The following is a 15,655-nucleotide window of genomic DNA, read 5'->3' as shown; positions in this document are numbered from 1 at the left end:
TCAATATAGCCCCGTTCGACTTATGCCGGACGGGGCTATTAGTTAGTATTCGAGCCGTGTTATTTCTTACCGTAAGGGTAGTTTTCAAACATCTTCATCACTTCTTCCGAGATTAGCTCTTCACGCTTTTCCGTACTCATTGATTCGGTTAACTTGCGGCTAGAAACACCCTTCCACACCACTTGATTGGCTTTGGTGTCGACAAGTTCAACAACAAGCTTGCCATACTTCTTCTCTTTATAGCGCTCAGGGCTAGAAGTGATCACGCCAAAGCTGTTCCATCCGTAACCAACACTAAAGCTAGAACCCGATGACACCAATTCAGACTCTTTGATGATGTCGTGATGCACATAAAGGTCACCGCCACTTTGCACGCGCGACAACCCTTTAGATTCCAGTTGAGCGGCCAATCCTTGTTCGATTCTTCGTGCGTCCAAACTGGTTGGGGTTTCAGACTGCTCACCAAAATCAAACGTTTTGTAGGATGAGAAATCCGCTTGCTTGTCGACGTCTGTCGTCACTGTTGTACAAGCCGTTACCGAGATAGCAAACAGTGTTGCCAGTAAACCTTTCCACATACCCATTCTCCTCTGTCTTATCGTGCCGGTCTCTCTCGGCAAGTGGTGGTATTCGTTTTTACGTGTGTGGGAAAAAATTGAATCATTTCAACATTTAGTCTTGACCATGAATGCCAAGTGTTCAAATTCAAGACGCGAGAGAGACGAAGAACAGAGTAAATAACTGCCTGAGAAAGAAAACAGATCAATATTTGGAGTCACCTATCGCCAAGGTCATCGTGCGCTTTTTGAGCGAATTGGTATTTATTTGCTCATTAAGCAACTCATTGAGCAAAAAAGACTTTTCTTTTGAATTTAATCTGGCATATTGAATAAGTCCTATCGATGCGCGGGCATCGTATAATGGCTATTACCTCAGCCTTCCAAGCTGATGATGCGGGTTCGATTCCCGCTGCCCGCTCCAAGCTTTCCCTTAAGCTAATCTTTTTCTCAGATTTCCCAAATCTATCCTTTAAATTCTTACTTCACTGCTTTCACGCTGTGGCTGTAATCAATCTCTTGTATTTGCTACCCCAAACTGCAGGCATAAAAAAGCCCCTGCAAAATACAGGGGCGCGTCTTCGTTATAATGTTCCCCATATCTTTGGGGTTAATCCAACTGAAGTGTCGTGAACGTGTCGTTTTTCAGCCCGCCACCAGCGCGTTTCTTCATGGTGACTTCGACCGATCGCTTCCCTTCATTGACGCGATAACGTATGGCTTGAGCAAGGTATTTGTCATTTCGCTTCAAGTCTCTAGCGTCAATCTTTAACGTACGATTTTGACGATTTACCGTGCAGCGATAATCCCAATCATTTTTGCCATTTTTCAAAGCCAGCAAAATACGTTGACCTGACGTTCCCGCCGTTTTAATCCCGCGGGGCTGCTTATCTATCGCCAGTGCTAACCCTGCTTTACACAGCTGATCTGCACTAAAAGCTGGTGCTGCGTATGCGTACCCAGAGCCGAGCATAGCGGCGGTCATCGTTACAATTGAGAAAACTCGATTAAATGTCATCGTCCGTCCCTTAAAACTTACAAAACACCGTACGCATTAAAGCAACATTACCGAATGCTGTCAAGAATAAATGGTATGACGTTTAGTTAATCATAAAAAACAGCTATTCCAAGGTGTCAGACGGAGGCGCAAACAAACACCGCCAGCGCTGACGCCAAGATAAATTAGGACGAGTCACTTCTTTGAACATGTCTTTCCATTCCGCAAACGTCACGGTAATAGGGTTAAAGCTATTAACAGGTTTTGAAATGCCATAACGAACCGTCTCAACTTCTGGCTCGAATGTACCGAACATGCGGTCCCAGATGATCAATACGCCAGCGTAATTTTTGTCGATATATTGACGATTCACACCATGATGAACACGGTGATGAGATGGCGTATTGAAGACCCATTCTAAAGGGCCAAGAGAACGAATCGACTGAGTATGAACAAAGAATTGCAGACCGAGATTGAGCAGAACAACAAACACCACCCACTTAGGATCAAAACCAATAATGACCAGTGGCAACCAGAACAACCACATGCCTGCCAATGGGTACATTAGGCTTTGACGAAATGCGGTACTGAAGTTCATGCGCTCTGAACTGTGATGCACCACATGTGCCGCCCACATCCAACGGATACGATGGCTTGCTCGGTGGAACCAGTAATAGAAAAAGTCTTGCAAGACCATTAGCAGTAGGAAGGTAGAAACCGTCATCTCGATATCAAACAAACGCCAACCAAACCACCATAAGTACAGCTTGGCGATAAGCAGCCCAGTTAAGATATCTGTCGCTTGATGAAGCCCAGCCAATACAAAGTTACACACCACTTCGGGTAAGTAATATCGGGCACTCTCAGGTAATCTTCCGCCACGCTGTCCAAACCAATATTCTGCAGCAATGCAGAGAAAGAATATTGGCGCGAGCAACATCAACAATAAATCAGGATGTTCCGTAATTTGTGACCATTCCATAGTCTATTCCTACCATTTCGCGTAGTGATCTTCGGTGAGTCCCATCACCTCTTCAAGTTCGTGTTTAATGCCATTGCCATCAATCAAATAGCCAGAAAAGTAACCAACAAACTGACGAAAGTTACCCTTCAAAAACCAGAAGTTCTTTTTCTCTGAACGCTGGTTTTTAGGTTTGAAGATCAAGTCGATGCGCTTGTCTTGTGAAGTAATTCGCCATGACGCTTCTTGATGGAGGCGAGAAAATTCGAATTGGACAGGTGACATCAAATGCCGTTCGCCATCAATCCAAATCACGTTTTCACAATGTCCGGTTTCGTTGACTCCAGCAGCAAAGTTCAGCCCTATCCGTTTGTCTTCACTGTAATGATTAATGCTCGCCCATCGCCAACTGGTTTCCCGTCGCATATACCCGGCAGAGAAGTCATACCCAGCGACTGCGTTGGTTAAATCTTGTGGATGCCCTTTCACACTCATTTCACCTTGAACAGCGAGCGCGTTGTGTTTTTGGGTGTAGGTCCAACCGGAATACGCGGTTGGCGTGCAGAGCATCAACGGCAAGCTTTCTGACTCAGGTTTTAACCTCAAATCAGCTTGAATAAGGTCTGTTGAAAGCTGTATGTGCCAGAGTCCATGTTCAATCTTGAATTGAATGGCATCGTTAGCGAGATAGGCGTGGCTGTTCCAGCTAGAAGGTTGTGTTTGATAACCCATGTTGATCGGCTTTAGCCATTGCTGCTCCACCAGCTCATGGGTTTCTGTGTCAAACACATAGCAAAAGCCAGACGCCAAATAGCGAATATCGGCAATCGCAACACCAATGATATGTTTCTCTGTCACAATCGAGACGAACTGGAACTGCTTATAGTCGAATCGTTTACGCCAACTCGATACAGGCAGGTCCATCTCATTAAGATACTGAAACGCATCCAACTGAAGCGATTCGGGAATCGATGCTAAATGACCAAATTGAGGTAATCCATTCGCTTGAATAAAGGGATTCAAAGGCGTCTGCACATCCATGCTCGCTATTAATCAATGATACACCATTCGATATTAACATTAATTTAACAACAAACGGTTTGCGCCACTGCACAACATTGGTTCAGTTCTCGGCTTCAAATGAGCTGAAATGTGAAACCAGTCACCCATATTCAAACCATTGAACGGTTAATTAGAGCTTTAACTTGGGTTGGATGAAATCAAGGAAAGCGGAAATACGCAATGAGACAGATGAAGATTTGTAGTAAACCGCGTTGATCTGTTCACGACCAGTATTAGTGATTTTGTCTGATTCCAATATCGGCACCAAGCGCCCCTCTTCCATGTCTTTACGCACCATAAAACCGGACAAACACGCAATGCCATTGCCTGCTAGCGCCAGTTGGCGAATGGTCTCACCGTTACTGGAAAGCAAATTTGGCTCTATCTCTGGTGCGCCTTTTAATGGCAGTTTGTTGAGGATCTTCGGCTCAGTGAATCCGATAATGTCGTGATGAGCAAGGTCAGTTGGCTTTTGTGGAATCCCTCTGTGTTTGAGGTAATCCGGTGAGGCAACCAAATACAACTCGCTCTTACCCAGCGCTCTTGCATGCAAAGTAGAATCAGACAGTTTACCGATACGAATCGCCACATCGGTGCGCTTTTCTAATAGATCAACAAAACCTTCGTTGGACGTCAGCTCCAATTCAATCTGCGGATAGGCTTCACGGAAAGGCTTGATCAGGTCAACTAGTTGATGGAAGACGAATGGACTTGCGGCATCCACACGCAGTGTCCCTTGAGGCGTTTCTCCTAATGAAAGAATGCACTCTTCCGCCTGCTGAATGTACTGCATTGCGGTGCGCACATGCTCGACAAATCGGCGACCTTCATCGGTTAACTCAACGCGGCGTGTGGTGCGGTTTAGTAAAGAAACGCCAAGCTGCTGTTCAAGACGACTGACTGAACGAGAGACTCTCGCCACTTGCACATCTAATGCTTCTGCCGCAGCAGAAAAGCCACCACAGTCTACAACCGTTAATAGGATTTCTAGATCATCGGAACGCGTTAACATCGTCTTACCTCACTTTTGTTGCTGTAACCATAATTGAGGAGAGACTTTTGTCAATATTGAAATAATCTAAACGACGCTAATCGAGAATTTCGGTCACGACTTCGGTCTTTACGGAATTGGCGATAAAGCAGTTCTCATGCGCCAGGTGATGCATTTTTTCTAACTGTTCACGTGTCGGCTGTTTATCTCCAGAAAAAACGATGCGTGGTCTCAGCACAACTTTAGAAACCCACTCTTTGCCGTTTTCTCCTGCCGTCAGTTCCCCAATTGCTTCGTCCACGTACGAATCAATTACGTAGCGACGCTTAGCGGCAATAGAAAGGAAAACCAACATATGACAACTCGATAACGCAGCAATAAACGCTTCTTCTGGATCGACGTTTTCTTCTACCGAAAGTGGTAGCGGGACAACTTGAGGAGATGGGGATGCCGGAACAGTAACGCCGCCGTCAAACTGCCAAACGTGTGCTCGGCTGTATTGATTGTCGCTAAAGATTTCGTTGGTTTGACGCTGCCATCGGATAACTGCAGTGTGTGTACTCATTACCATCCCTTGTGCTGTAGGCTTTGCCTAATAAGGCGACTCGCCATGAATGAGACCCCAGTAAACCACAGCGCAAAGCATGCCCCAAGAGCAGGGATGAAATACGTGCGCTAAGCCATTAAATCACCTGATTTGTGTCTGCCTGTTGTTTGCGAGATTGGTCAATCAGACGTTGTCCTTGATGCACATTCACCTGCAATCGGTTAATCAACTTCTGCAGTTGTTCAATATCCGGAATTTGTTTGTTTTTCACTTGGGTTTCAATTTCAAGCGCTTGATTTGCTAGTGTATCCAAACCTAAGTTTAGCGCCATGCCTTTGGTGGTATGTAAGGTACTGTGGAGCGCTTCAAGATCTTCCGCCATAAAGAATTCAATCAACTCGTCGACCGACTTCTCAAAGTCATTCACTATGCTTTCTAGTAAATCCACCAAGGCTTCTGGTTCCTGTTTGAGTATCTCGACGGTTTCTGAGTGAGTCAGTTCCTCTTCGGTCAGTCTGAGCTTCTCAATCGGCTCACGATGCAATTGAACAATATTGTCAGCTTGCTCTGTTGCATCATCACCTTGAGTTGGTAAACGCGAGGCAAACTGCTTGAGTGCGTCAGCAAAACTCTCTCGTTGCAGCGGCTTGGTCAGTACATGGTCCGCCCCTGCTTCAATGAAGTTATCATGCGCTTCTCTAAACACATCGGCGGTGTAGGCAAACAATAAGGTATTCACGCCAAGTTTTTCGCGGATAAAGCGGGTCGCCTCAACCCCGTTCATCTCCGGCATGTGATTATCCATAAGAATCAAATCATATTGGTTCTCTTGCGCTTTCTTAGTCGCAATTAGACCATTCTCAGCAATCTCGACCGTATGCCCTAGCTTCTCACAGAATCCTTTCGCTACAATCGCATTGACTCGGTTGTCCTCGGCTAGAAGAATGTGCAGGTTACGTTTGTTTTCGCGCTGAACTTTGACTTTGGTATCCGCCGCTTTAGGTAACGCCTTCTCTTCCCAAGGTATTGGGAGTTCGACTAAAAACTGAGTACCAATGCTCTCTACACTCTTAAGCTTGACCTCACCCCCCATCAATTCCGTTAGCTTTTTCACAATAGCTAAACCAAGCCCTGTGCCGCCAAACTTACGTGTGGTGGAAGTATCTGCTTGCTCGAAGGAGTTGAAGATACGGTCTTGCTTGTCCGCCGGGATACCAATGCCAGTATCGTTAATAGACAGCAACAAACGCTTTCTTTGCTCGTCGAGTTCAGCTCGAATCAGTACATGCCCATCACTGGTAAACTTGACCGCATTGTCTGCCAGATTAAACAGGATCTGCCGAATGCGCGCACAGTCACCATTAAACTCGATGTTTTCTGGCACTTCGTTCTCGACATAAAGCTGAATGTTTTTCTCTTCGATTAAAGGCTGAATCGCACTACAAACTGGGGTGAGCACTTGAGGTAAATTGAATGGTGCGGCTTCAAGCTCCAACTTGTTCTCTTCAACTTTAGAGAAATCCAAGATGTCATTAAGAATCGTCATCAGATGCTGACCAGAATCCAAAATTACTTGAACGTGCTCCTTCGTCTCCCTCTCCTTGGTCTCACTGGCAATGATTTGCGAAATACCCAACACCCCATTCATGGGCGTTCTTAGCTCATGGCTCATGGTAGCTAAGAATTGTGACTTGGCTTTTGCAGCACGTTCCGCTTTTTCTGTGGCTTCGGTTAAGTCGTCATTGAGTTGCTTCAGCTTGTTCACACGGTGCTGAGTTTGCAGCACAAATACCGCTACCAAGGAGATAATGGATAATAGAACGAACACCCACGTAAGTCTTCCTTCACGCTGTGCTATCTCTAGAAGCTGATGTTCCGAGTATTCAACAAACTCAAAGTAGTGACTCTCTAAAATCTTGTTGGTGAGCAGCTCAATTTTGCGTTCACTCTCTCGCAGACGACCAAGGAACAGAGCGATATTTTGACTTTGCTCGTTATCCCCCTCTAGGGCGGTATTGGTCAAGAATTCAAAATAATGCTGTTCAAGCCAGGCATCTTCATTGGTGACTTCAAACTGCTGCTTGTAGATATTGTGTAGAGTGTGCATTTCGTATTGATTTGCCACTTGAACGCCTACCAACATGTCTAACGTCTGCGTCGCATCACGTACTTTACCATCGAATTGCGCGACAATGTTTTGCACGCGCGTCTTAGTTGGGGTGAAACTAAACCAAATGGATTGCTTGAAATCCGTACACAAATTCTCGGCAGCAATCTCTAAATCGACCAAACTTTGGGTGATTTCGTAGTTCTTTCGCTCTCCCAAAGAGTAACGATTCACGACACTGTCACGAGATTCAATCAAATGGTGACCAATCTCAGATAACGAAGCATGTAGCCCATGTGTGTTTTTGGAGTTCACATGCGTCATGTACGCCAGCACCATCATTGCAGCAATAACGATGAAAAGAAAGGCGTTGAGTAATCGGAATTTATTCATTTTCAAACACCTCTAGAATCGCGGGTCTCGGCGCCGTTAACGTGTTTAAGAACGCCTCGATGTCTGCCACTTTGTCGTCACTCATGGTCACTCCCAGTTGGGTTTGCGACATGATCTGAATGGCTTCGGAAAGCTCATCGACTTGCCCGTTGTGGAAGTAAGGGCTGGTTTGCCCGACGTTACGTAAGCTAGCGACTCGGAAATAGAACTTGTCCTCACCATCCGTTGTTCTTAAGTGACGCCCTGTATCGAGGTTTTCGCCTTGAGTTCGGAAGTAGGAAAAGCGCTGAATCATTGAACCACCGACATTCTTACCTTGATGACACTGAACGCAACCGACTTGTTGAAACGTATTCCAACCCCGAATCGCTTGTTCGTCCAAAGTGTGAGAGTAGCCGAGTAAATAAGAATCAAAAGGCGCGTCTGGCGTTTGTAGTCCTTTAACAAACTCAACAATGGCACCTTTGATATTGTTGACTGTGATCGCCCGATTGTTAGCTTGCTTAAATAGAGCTTGGTAAGAAGGTTCCGATTGCACATATTGTTCTATGTCCTGCCAGTTCGAATCCATCTCTAACGGGTTTTGCACCGGACCATCGATTTGAGCCATCAAAGAGTTAGCTGTGCCATCCCAAAGAAAACGATAATTTAAAGCCGCATTAAAAACAGTAATCGAGTTACGGTTGCCGACACCATTCACGCCAGTAGAAACCGCGGTTGGTTCTGCACCGTTAGTTGAAAGATCATGGCAGGTTTCACAACTGATAGTCCCGTTGGAAGATAAGTTTGGATCTCGGAACAAGTGCCAACCAACTCGAGCTAGATCCATGTCGATATTAGGCTCGCCATCAATTGGTTGCACCAACTGAAAGTTCACTTCGTCATCATGCGTTGCACCAGCAATAACCGAAGCGCTAAAACCTATCATCAAACATCCACATAACCCTTTTGTGGTAAGCCTTTTGTTCATAATTCTGGGTATCCTTACCTAGCCTCTTAATATGAACTTAGTTGCTTTTAAGTTTTTTTCCATTGCGGCTCGTGGGGATATTGAGCTTCCTCTCATAACTTATTGATAATTAATCGTCCTGATCCTCTCTGAACTCATCGAGTTGTATATCAAGCGTATGTTGTCGACAAGACAAACAACCTTGATTGGAGAACGCGGTGAAAACCTATACGATTCCGCCCCATTTTGAATTCGGTTCTTGGCTGGAAAACATAAAATAGTGAAACTGTTCGCATTCATTGCTGCACTACTTACCACTCTGTCATTCAATGCATCTGCTCGTGATTTCTTAAACGCAGAAGACAGAACATTTCTGGACAATCAAAGCACATTAAAAGTCGGTGTACTTGAGGGAGATTGGCTACCTTACTGGGGCGATCTTGCCTCAAAAGAAGGCATCAATATCGAGTATGCAGAAACCATGCTGCACGACTTAAATATCGAGGCAGAGTACGTCCCGTATAGAACGTTAAATACACTATTCGATGGCTTAGAAAACGGAGAGATAGACCTCACCGTTGGCTTTGTTGCAACCAAAAAGCGCGCAGAACGTTTCCTGTACTCCGATCCGATATTTCACACATTGAGACTGGTTTGGCTGCGTGACAGCGCATTAGAGAACACCCCGCTAGACGAGCTCAAATGGGTGTGTGTGCAAGATTCAAGTGCGTGTGATCAGATTGAAGTACTTGGCTTTAAGCACGTCCATTCTGTGCGTAATAACATGATGATGACGGCATCGCTTAATAGTGGTGCAGCTGATGCTGCCGTGGTCGGTTTGTCGACACTGAGCTCTTATGGATTCAAAAACCCGAAAGGTGAACTGACGGGTAAAGTCGTTTACAACAAATCCCTCACTCCGGGAGAAGTAACGATTTTTACCGGAAAAGAGTCCACTCAGTTGATGGACATCATCACTAAGTACATCAAACACTCGAAAGAATCGAAACACAGTCGTGTGCACATCGAAGCCAACATCAACATTCTGCACAACGAATTGATGCTCGATATTCTAGAACAACAACAAGGTCACCAGAAGGTTCGCTACACAATTCAAGATAACGTGTATCCGCTGTCTTATCTCGATCCAAAAACGGGCGAGATAAAAGGCTATGTTCATGATCTGCTTAAGCTGATGGAGCAAAAGAGCATGATCAAGTTCGAATACGTGCCAGCTAATGGGCGCGATGTTGACTTGATGCTGCAAGAGAATCTGGTCGACTTACTGCCTGCGCGCAACATTGCCCTAACCGACAAGAAGCGCTTTATCACGACCAGAACCCTGGGCTACTTGCAGTTTGGCTACATTAAGTCGCTCAATTCGAACGCTGAAGAAAACGTGGCCATTTTGGATCGCTCAGGTAACTTTTACCCGCATTTTCTCGATCACTCGGAGTATTCCTCTGCGGAAGTTTATCGTGATTTCGATAACTTGATGGCAGCGTTTGAAGAAGGTGAGATTTCCCATGCTTTTGTTAATCAGAGCCTAATCGATAATCACTATTACGATGGACAAGGCAAGACGTTTGAAGCGGTTACACCTCCAACGGGTATTCAGCTCAAAATAAGACTGGGCATGGAGCTAAGAAAAGACTCCGAGTTCTTACGCCGCGTACTGAACACCGTGTTGAAAATCACCACAGACGCCGAGTTAAAGCAGCTCATGGAGCGTCATGACAAAGTCACCGTCCACTATGGTGTCGACAAAGAAATCGTGGTGATTTGGGCGCTAGTCGGTGTCTGTGTGCTGTTGGTTGCCGTGTTGATTTACATTCTGAGAACCGGGCATCTGACACGCAAAATCAAGCGTAAAGAGTACGAGACCAAAGTACGTCAACGACAAAACCGATGGTTGTCTTCAGTGCTTGATCATATCCCTAATAAGATTTTGATCTCGGATGATAACCACCAACAAATCTTAGCCAACAAGCCGTACTTGTCGATGCTGCAACGATGTAATACCGACAGCAACATCACAGATGAACAACGCGAATTGGTTTTGAAGCTAACCAAGGATACGGACTACCCAGTACCGGATGAAATCGTCACCACACTCTGCTCTCTTGGTAAAAAGCATTACCGAGTAAGAAGGCAGTCTCTCCTTCATCCAGAAGAAGGGACACGCTTCCATATGACGGTGTTTGATGACATCACCGAGCTGAAAAAGAAAGAGTGTGCATTGAAAGCTTCCAACCTCAAAGCCATGCAAGCGATTGAGGCACGAGAGCACTTTCTTGCGGTGATCAGCCATGAACTGAGAACCCCTATCGCTGCCATGCTCGGACTGATGGAACTATTGGAACAAGACCTCGACCGTCCGGAAAGCAAAGAACTACTGAAAAGTGCGATGTTGTCGGCTGAGCGTTTGCAGTTGCACGTAAACGACATTCTCGACTTCTCTAAAGTGGATGCGAACCAGCTTCAGTTGGATGTGCACAGTGGCAATGTTTACGAAGAGCTTGGCTCAAGTTTGCGCAGCTTTGAAAAAGCAGTAGAACAAAAGGCTTTAGCGTTTGAAGTAAATTGGCAACCGACACCTTATGCTTTGGTGAATCTCGACTGGCTGCGCGTTAACCAGATCATCAACAACCTACTGAGTAATGCCGTTAAGTTCACAGACAAAGGCAAGATCAGCGTGAACATTCACGTCTATGCCAACGAGCTTGTGTTCTCCATGCAAGACACCGGATGTGGCATGAACAAGGCTCAATTGGATGCCCTATTCCAACCATTTGTGCAGGGTGATAAGAGCATCAGCCGTCGCTTTGGTGGCACAGGTCTTGGTATGTCTATTGTGAAAAAACTGGTCGACATCATGACCGGCACGATAGAAGTGAACAGTAAACAAGGCAAAGGGACAGAGATTACCGTGCGCTTGCCAATGACCAGCCAACCTCTCGACCTAACGGGAATGGGACCGATTTACACCGAAGACAAGCAGATACAACGTTGGCTAAATACTTGGCAGGTAACGCTCGATGAGTTTGAACTCAAGCATCATGTCATTGAGCCAGAACCGCACTACTCCAATGTTTATCCTGACCTTATTCAGCAAAAGCTGAACACAAGTTCTACGATGCCAAATCATTGGACACAACCGACAGCCTGCCAATGGCAAGGTCGAGTTTTAGTGGTTGATGACGATGCCATTAACCGACTGTTGTTTAAGCGCCAGTTTGAAAAGCTTGGAGTGTGTTGTCAATTAGCGGCTAGTGGGAGTGAGGCGATTGAGTTGTTGAAGCAGGCTCAACACGATGATGCTTTCGCGCCTATCAGTTTGATTATTAGTGATTGCCATATGCCGGATATGGATGGCTATCAGCTCACACAAAAACTCAAAGCAAGCAGCGAATTTGCCTCACTGCCCGTCGTGGGTTGTACCGCAGAAAACTCTCGTAATGTGATTGAGAAAGCGGAGCAAAACGGCATGGAGTCAGTCTTGTTCAAGCCCTATAACTTGGACGATCTTAAAGCCTTGTGTGAGCAGTATTTGGCGATGTCCTTCTCTAGCGAAACTCAAAGCGATTGGTTGGATGCCTATCACCATGAAGAAAAAGCAGAAATGGCACATGTGGTGTGCGAAGCGCTGAGTAACGACATCGCATTGATTCATTCAGGCGAAGAGAGTCTTAAGTCTGTCGCGCACCGAATTAAAGGTTCTGCAGCCGCATTGAATTTGACTCAATTGAAGCACAGTGCCCAACAATGTGAAGCGCTGATAGGTACAGAGCAAGAACAGCAAGCGCGCACGGCTTTACTTAACGAATTAGAAACCATCATAGCCACCACAAAACAATGGCTAGATTTGAGTGAGAACAACTAATTGAACATTTTGATTGTTGAAGATGACCGACTACAAGCAACCAATCTCAAGATTCTGCTTAATCGTCTTTTTAATGGCTCAATCACCATCGTACATCGTGGGTCTGAGGTCAGCGAAATCTGCACCAACCAAGAAGTAGATTTGATGTTCTGCGACATCGACCTACCCGATATCAATGGTGTGGACTTGCTGTGCACGCTGTCGGAAGAAACGCGTCCAAAAGGCGTCGTGATTTTGAGTGCAATGAATCAGGATGTGGTCGAAATCACTTACAACATGTGTTTGTCGGCAGGCTATGACTTTGTACGCGCACTCACTAAACCGATTTCCTGTGAACAGCTAAGCCAGATATTGACGGCTTTCCAGCAGTACACCATCGAAGAGCAAGTCGTTGCCCTGCCTGTGCTGATGAACACAACAGACATCGATACCGCGTTCCAACAAGGTTGGTTTCATAACTACTACCAGCCGCAATACTCCGTAGTCGATAACCGTTTGGTTGGGCTAGAAGCGTTGGTGCGCTGCTTTCATCCAGAACACGGCGTGTTAGCTCCGGCTCAGTTTTTAAGTGAGATCCAAGCCCGTAATGAGCTGGATAAACTGTTTTGGCTGGTTCTGGAAAACGCCTTACGGGATTTGGCAAAACTCAACACCAGCGTGAGTTTGTCGGTCAACATGAACCAAAAGACGCTTAAACAACCGATGAGCGAACGATTTTTCGGTTTGTGCGACCAATACCAGATCGCACCAGAACGAGTGACGCTAGAGCTGACAGAAGATGAGGTCTACGATTCAGACGTGGTTTCGTTAGCCAACTTAGCTAACTTGCGCCTAAGAGGTGTCGGTTTGGCGATTGATGATTTTGGTACGGGTTACTCTTCTCTCAGCCAACTGGCGATTTTACCGTACACTGAATTGAAGATTGATCGCCAATTCATCAAAAATGCGCTGACCAATTTTAAGAGCCAGCAACTGACCATCTCTAGCTTACAACTGGCAAAATCACTGGGATTAAAGTCGGTAGCCGAAGGCGTCGAAGACCACGAAACGCTTTACTACCTTCGTCAAATTGGCGTCGACCTGTATCAAGGTTTTGTGCGCAGCCGTCCTGTTCCATTTGAGCAACTGGAAGCTTTGTTCTAATTCAATCTAAGTGGCATATGGTCTGCCCTCGCCGCTTAGATTTTGTTTGATGAATCACTTTGAAATGAATACCAAATCTTTCTCACAATACAATGTGCTCATTGTCGATGATGCGCCTATCGTAGTGCTCACATTACGAAACATGCTGACCAAACTGGGTTTCTCTGACAAACGCATTTTCACCGCTCGTCTTGCTAAGGGTGCGATTTCAATCGCCCATCAAGAGCGAATTGATCTGATCATTTGTGACTATAACTTTGGTCGCGGCATGAACGGTAAACAACTCTTTGAAGAGTTAAAACATCTCAAACTCTTGAGCCATGACACGGTGTTTATTCTGGTAACAGGGGAAAGCTCTGCCACTATCGTACGTGCGATCATTGAGCTCAAGCCCGACGAGTACCTACTTAAGCCCTTTAACTCAATCACGTTAAAAGAGCGTATTTCAGGCGCAGTAAAGCGTAAAAATACCTTACAAGCCATCTACGAAGCTGAGTTGAAGAACGATGCTCATGCAGGCTTAGAAGCGTGCGACGAGTTAGCACCCTTCCACCCAGAATACTTCTTCATTATTGAGAAGTTCCGTGCCGATTTCTTAACGCGCCTAAAGCTGCATCACGAAGCCAAAATCGTCTACGAACAAGTCATTGAACGCAAAGACGTTAACTGGGCAAAAATCGGCTTGGCAAACACGCTGGTTTCTCTGGGTGAAAACGACGAAGCACAACGCCTAGTACGTACCTTGCTAGAAGAGTCTCCGAACAATGTTGAAGTCCGTGAATGTGCGGCGAACTTCAACATGCTTAACCGTGAAGTGCCAAGTGCGATCAGACACTTAGAGCTAGCAAACAGCTTGGTTGAAGGCAATTCAGAACGTGAACTGGTGGTCGTTAACTTGTGCCTTGCAGAGCACGATTATCACTCAGCATTGCAGCACTATCACGCGTACATGGAGATCAACAAAGATACCTATCGCAACAACACCTTCTCTAAGCTGAACTTGATTCGAATTTTGCTTTATTGTGTGCGAAAGCTAGAAGGTCGTGAGGATTTGCTGGCTCAGGCAAAAAGCCTGTTTAAATCCATCACTAATGGTCCTGAAAACAAGGCAATTAAAGACGAGTTGGATTTGATTGCCGCACACATTGCGATTGAGGAAAACCAGTACGTTGCAGCGTTTAAAGTGCTCAGTGATTTGTATCGTCGTAAGCCTTTCGCTCACTTTTATGCGCAGTTTCATCTCGCTTGGTTATTGCATGAGATGAACTTCGAATCTGAGTTCTCTCAAGCCATCACTTGGTGTTTTGAAAATCTACAAACCGACTCAAGCGATACGATTCTATCGAGTAAAATTGCCCTTGGTCGCTCTTTAGAAACCGACAACGCGGAGCGCCAAGCTTGGATGCAAGAACAGTACAAAAAGATTCGTGCAGCCGAGCAAGATTACCAAACTCTGATCGATGCCTTAATTGAGCTTCAAGCTCGTTGTCCACTGCTAAGAACCGTGTGTATTAACATCATCAAAGTGCTGACACGAGCTTTTCCGAGCAACAAATCGTCATTAGAGGTTGAGCTACTGATCAAGCGCTGCGATAACATTGTGAAGCAATTGGTTTCTAGTGAAGAGCTTGAGAAGAGCGGCTACGACAAGTTTCTTTTTCTGGCTCAAGATCGATGTCAACAGATGTCTGTGGTGACCACTCCACCTACGCAACCAGAACTGGCAAACTAGACAGCAAAAAGGGGCACGATGCCCCTTTTATTTCGGATTACAGGTTGAAGAAACGGTTAATCCAAGTCACCTCACCGAACGCAATCAAATCGTAGATAGTGAAGAACACTGCACAGATAACGGCAAGCTTCACCAATCGAATCGCAATTAACATCATAACTTCCCACTTATCTTCTTGTCAGAGTGTCGTTGATTCCTCGCAGTTTACTGGTTTTCTTACGAACCACAACGCATGAAAACCCAGATTACGTGAGAAAGTGTGCATCACAGCCTAAGCACCTCCCCCTTGTACATTTGCTTATACATTTGGAGGCGACGGATAAATCCATTCTC

Annotated in this window: 11 protein-coding genes and 1 tRNA gene; 4 read left to right on the top strand and 8 right to left on the bottom strand. The window is 45.6% G+C overall.

Annotated elements, in window-relative coordinates; genetic code table 11:
• Positions 1-59: 59 nt before the first annotated feature.
• Positions 60-578 carry a DUF4136 domain-containing protein gene (locus tag VCHENC03_RS24800; RefSeq protein WP_005435718.1) on the bottom strand — a complete coding sequence of 173 codons (519 nt, stop codon included), beginning with the start codon at positions 576-578 and terminating at the stop codon, positions 60-62.
• A gap of 328 nt (positions 579-906) precedes the next feature.
• Between VCHENC03_RS24800 and VCHENC03_RS24805 the strand changes: the two genes are divergently transcribed.
• Positions 907-981, top strand: a tRNA-Gly gene (locus VCHENC03_RS24805).
• A gap of 186 nt (positions 982-1,167) precedes the next feature.
• On the opposite strand, the gene VCHENC03_RS24810 is transcribed toward VCHENC03_RS24805, so the two are convergent.
• The 7 genes from VCHENC03_RS24810 to VCHENC03_RS24840 all read right to left on the bottom strand — a co-directional run bounded on the left by VCHENC03_RS24810 (position 1,168) and on the right by VCHENC03_RS24840 (position 8,543).
• On the bottom strand, positions 1,168-1,575 hold the full coding sequence (locus VCHENC03_RS24810) for a hypothetical protein (RefSeq protein WP_032801934.1): 408 nt from the start codon (positions 1,573-1,575) through the stop codon (positions 1,168-1,170).
• A gap of 103 nt (positions 1,576-1,678) precedes the next feature.
• On the bottom strand, positions 1,679-2,536 hold the full coding sequence (locus VCHENC03_RS24815; protein ID WP_009704117.1) for a sterol desaturase family protein: 858 nt from the start codon (positions 2,534-2,536) through the stop codon (positions 1,679-1,681).
• Between the two features lie 9 nt (positions 2,537-2,545).
• Positions 2,546-3,556, bottom strand: coding sequence for a DUF2804 domain-containing protein (locus tag VCHENC03_RS24820; protein WP_009704116.1), 1,011 nt, complete (start codon positions 3,554-3,556; stop codon positions 2,546-2,548).
• Positions 3,557-3,707: 151 nt separating this feature from the next.
• Positions 3,708-4,589: a LysR family transcriptional regulator gene (locus VCHENC03_RS24825; RefSeq protein WP_009704115.1), complete on the bottom strand. Its 882-nt coding sequence runs from the start codon at positions 4,587-4,589 to the stop codon at positions 3,708-3,710.
• Between the two features lie 76 nt (positions 4,590-4,665).
• Positions 4,666-5,133 carry an OsmC family protein gene (locus VCHENC03_RS24830; protein ID WP_009704114.1) on the bottom strand — a complete coding sequence of 156 codons (468 nt, stop codon included), beginning with the start codon at positions 5,131-5,133 and terminating at the stop codon, positions 4,666-4,668.
• A gap of 118 nt (positions 5,134-5,251) precedes the next feature.
• Entirely contained in the window at positions 5,252-7,615 is a 2,364-nt protein-coding gene (locus VCHENC03_RS24835) for an ATP-binding protein (protein WP_009704113.1), read from the bottom strand.
• Positions 7,608-8,543 carry a cytochrome-c peroxidase gene (locus VCHENC03_RS24840; RefSeq protein ID WP_009704112.1) on the bottom strand — a complete coding sequence of 312 codons (936 nt, stop codon included), beginning with the start codon at positions 8,541-8,543 and terminating at the stop codon, positions 7,608-7,610. Before VCHENC03_RS24840 ends, VCHENC03_RS24835 begins: the two co-directional genes overlap by 8 nt.
• 301 nt (positions 8,544-8,844) lie before the next feature.
• On the opposite strand from VCHENC03_RS24840, the gene VCHENC03_RS24845 reads away from it, so the two are divergent.
• The 3 genes from VCHENC03_RS24845 to VCHENC03_RS24855 all read left to right on the top strand — a co-directional run bounded on the left by VCHENC03_RS24845 (position 8,845) and on the right by VCHENC03_RS24855 (position 15,322).
• Positions 8,845-12,447 carry an ATP-binding protein gene (locus VCHENC03_RS24845; protein WP_009704111.1) on the top strand — a complete coding sequence of 1,201 codons (3,603 nt, stop codon included), beginning with the start codon at positions 8,845-8,847 and terminating at the stop codon, positions 12,445-12,447.
• The gene (locus VCHENC03_RS24850; protein WP_009704110.1) at positions 12,448-13,590 is read left to right on the top strand and encodes an EAL domain-containing response regulator; all 1,143 of its coding nucleotides are present in this window, start codon (positions 12,448-12,450) and stop codon (positions 13,588-13,590) included.
• A 64-nt stretch (positions 13,591-13,654) separates the two neighbouring features.
• A complete protein-coding gene (locus VCHENC03_RS24855; protein ID WP_009704109.1) occupies positions 13,655-15,322 on the top strand; it encodes a response regulator in 1,668 nt (555 codons plus the stop codon).
• Positions 15,323-15,655: the final 333 nt, after the last annotated feature.

This window comes from Vibrio sp. HENC-03 (assembly GCF_000305755.2).
GTDB classification, from domain to species: Bacteria; Pseudomonadota; Gammaproteobacteria; order Enterobacterales; family Vibrionaceae; genus Vibrio; species Vibrio owensii.
The sequence above is the reverse complement of the archived record's forward strand: the minus strand, read 5'-3'. Positions and strand labels throughout refer to the sequence as shown.

Bases quoted from the DNA above. Each gene is read 5' to 3' on its own strand.
- VCHENC03_RS24830 (WP_009704114.1), bottom strand. From the start codon at position 5,133: ATGAGTACACACACTGCAGTTATCCGATGGCAGCGTCAAACCAACGAA.
- VCHENC03_RS24815 (WP_009704117.1), bottom strand. From the start codon at position 2,536: ATGGAATGGTCACAAATTACGGAACATCCTGATTTATTGTTGATGTTG.
- VCHENC03_RS24810 (WP_032801934.1), bottom strand. From the start codon at position 1,575: ATGACATTTAATCGAGTTTTCTCAATTGTAACGATGACCGCCGCTATG.
- VCHENC03_RS24855 (WP_009704109.1), top strand. From the start codon at position 13,655: ATGAATACCAAATCTTTCTCACAATACAATGTGCTCATTGTCGATGAT.
- VCHENC03_RS24835 (WP_009704113.1), bottom strand. From the start codon at position 7,615: ATGAATAAATTCCGATTACTCAACGCCTTTCTTTTCATCGTTATTGCT.
- VCHENC03_RS24820 (WP_009704116.1), bottom strand. From the start codon at position 3,556: ATGGATGTGCAGACGCCTTTGAATCCCTTTATTCAAGCGAATGGATTA.
- VCHENC03_RS24825 (WP_009704115.1), bottom strand. From the start codon at position 4,589: ATGTTAACGCGTTCCGATGATCTAGAAATCCTATTAACGGTTGTAGAC.
- VCHENC03_RS24800 (WP_005435718.1), bottom strand. From the start codon at position 578: ATGTGGAAAGGTTTACTGGCAACACTGTTTGCTATCTCGGTAACGGCT.
- VCHENC03_RS24840 (WP_009704112.1), bottom strand. From the start codon at position 8,543: ATGATAGGTTTTAGCGCTTCGGTTATTGCTGGTGCAACGCATGATGAC.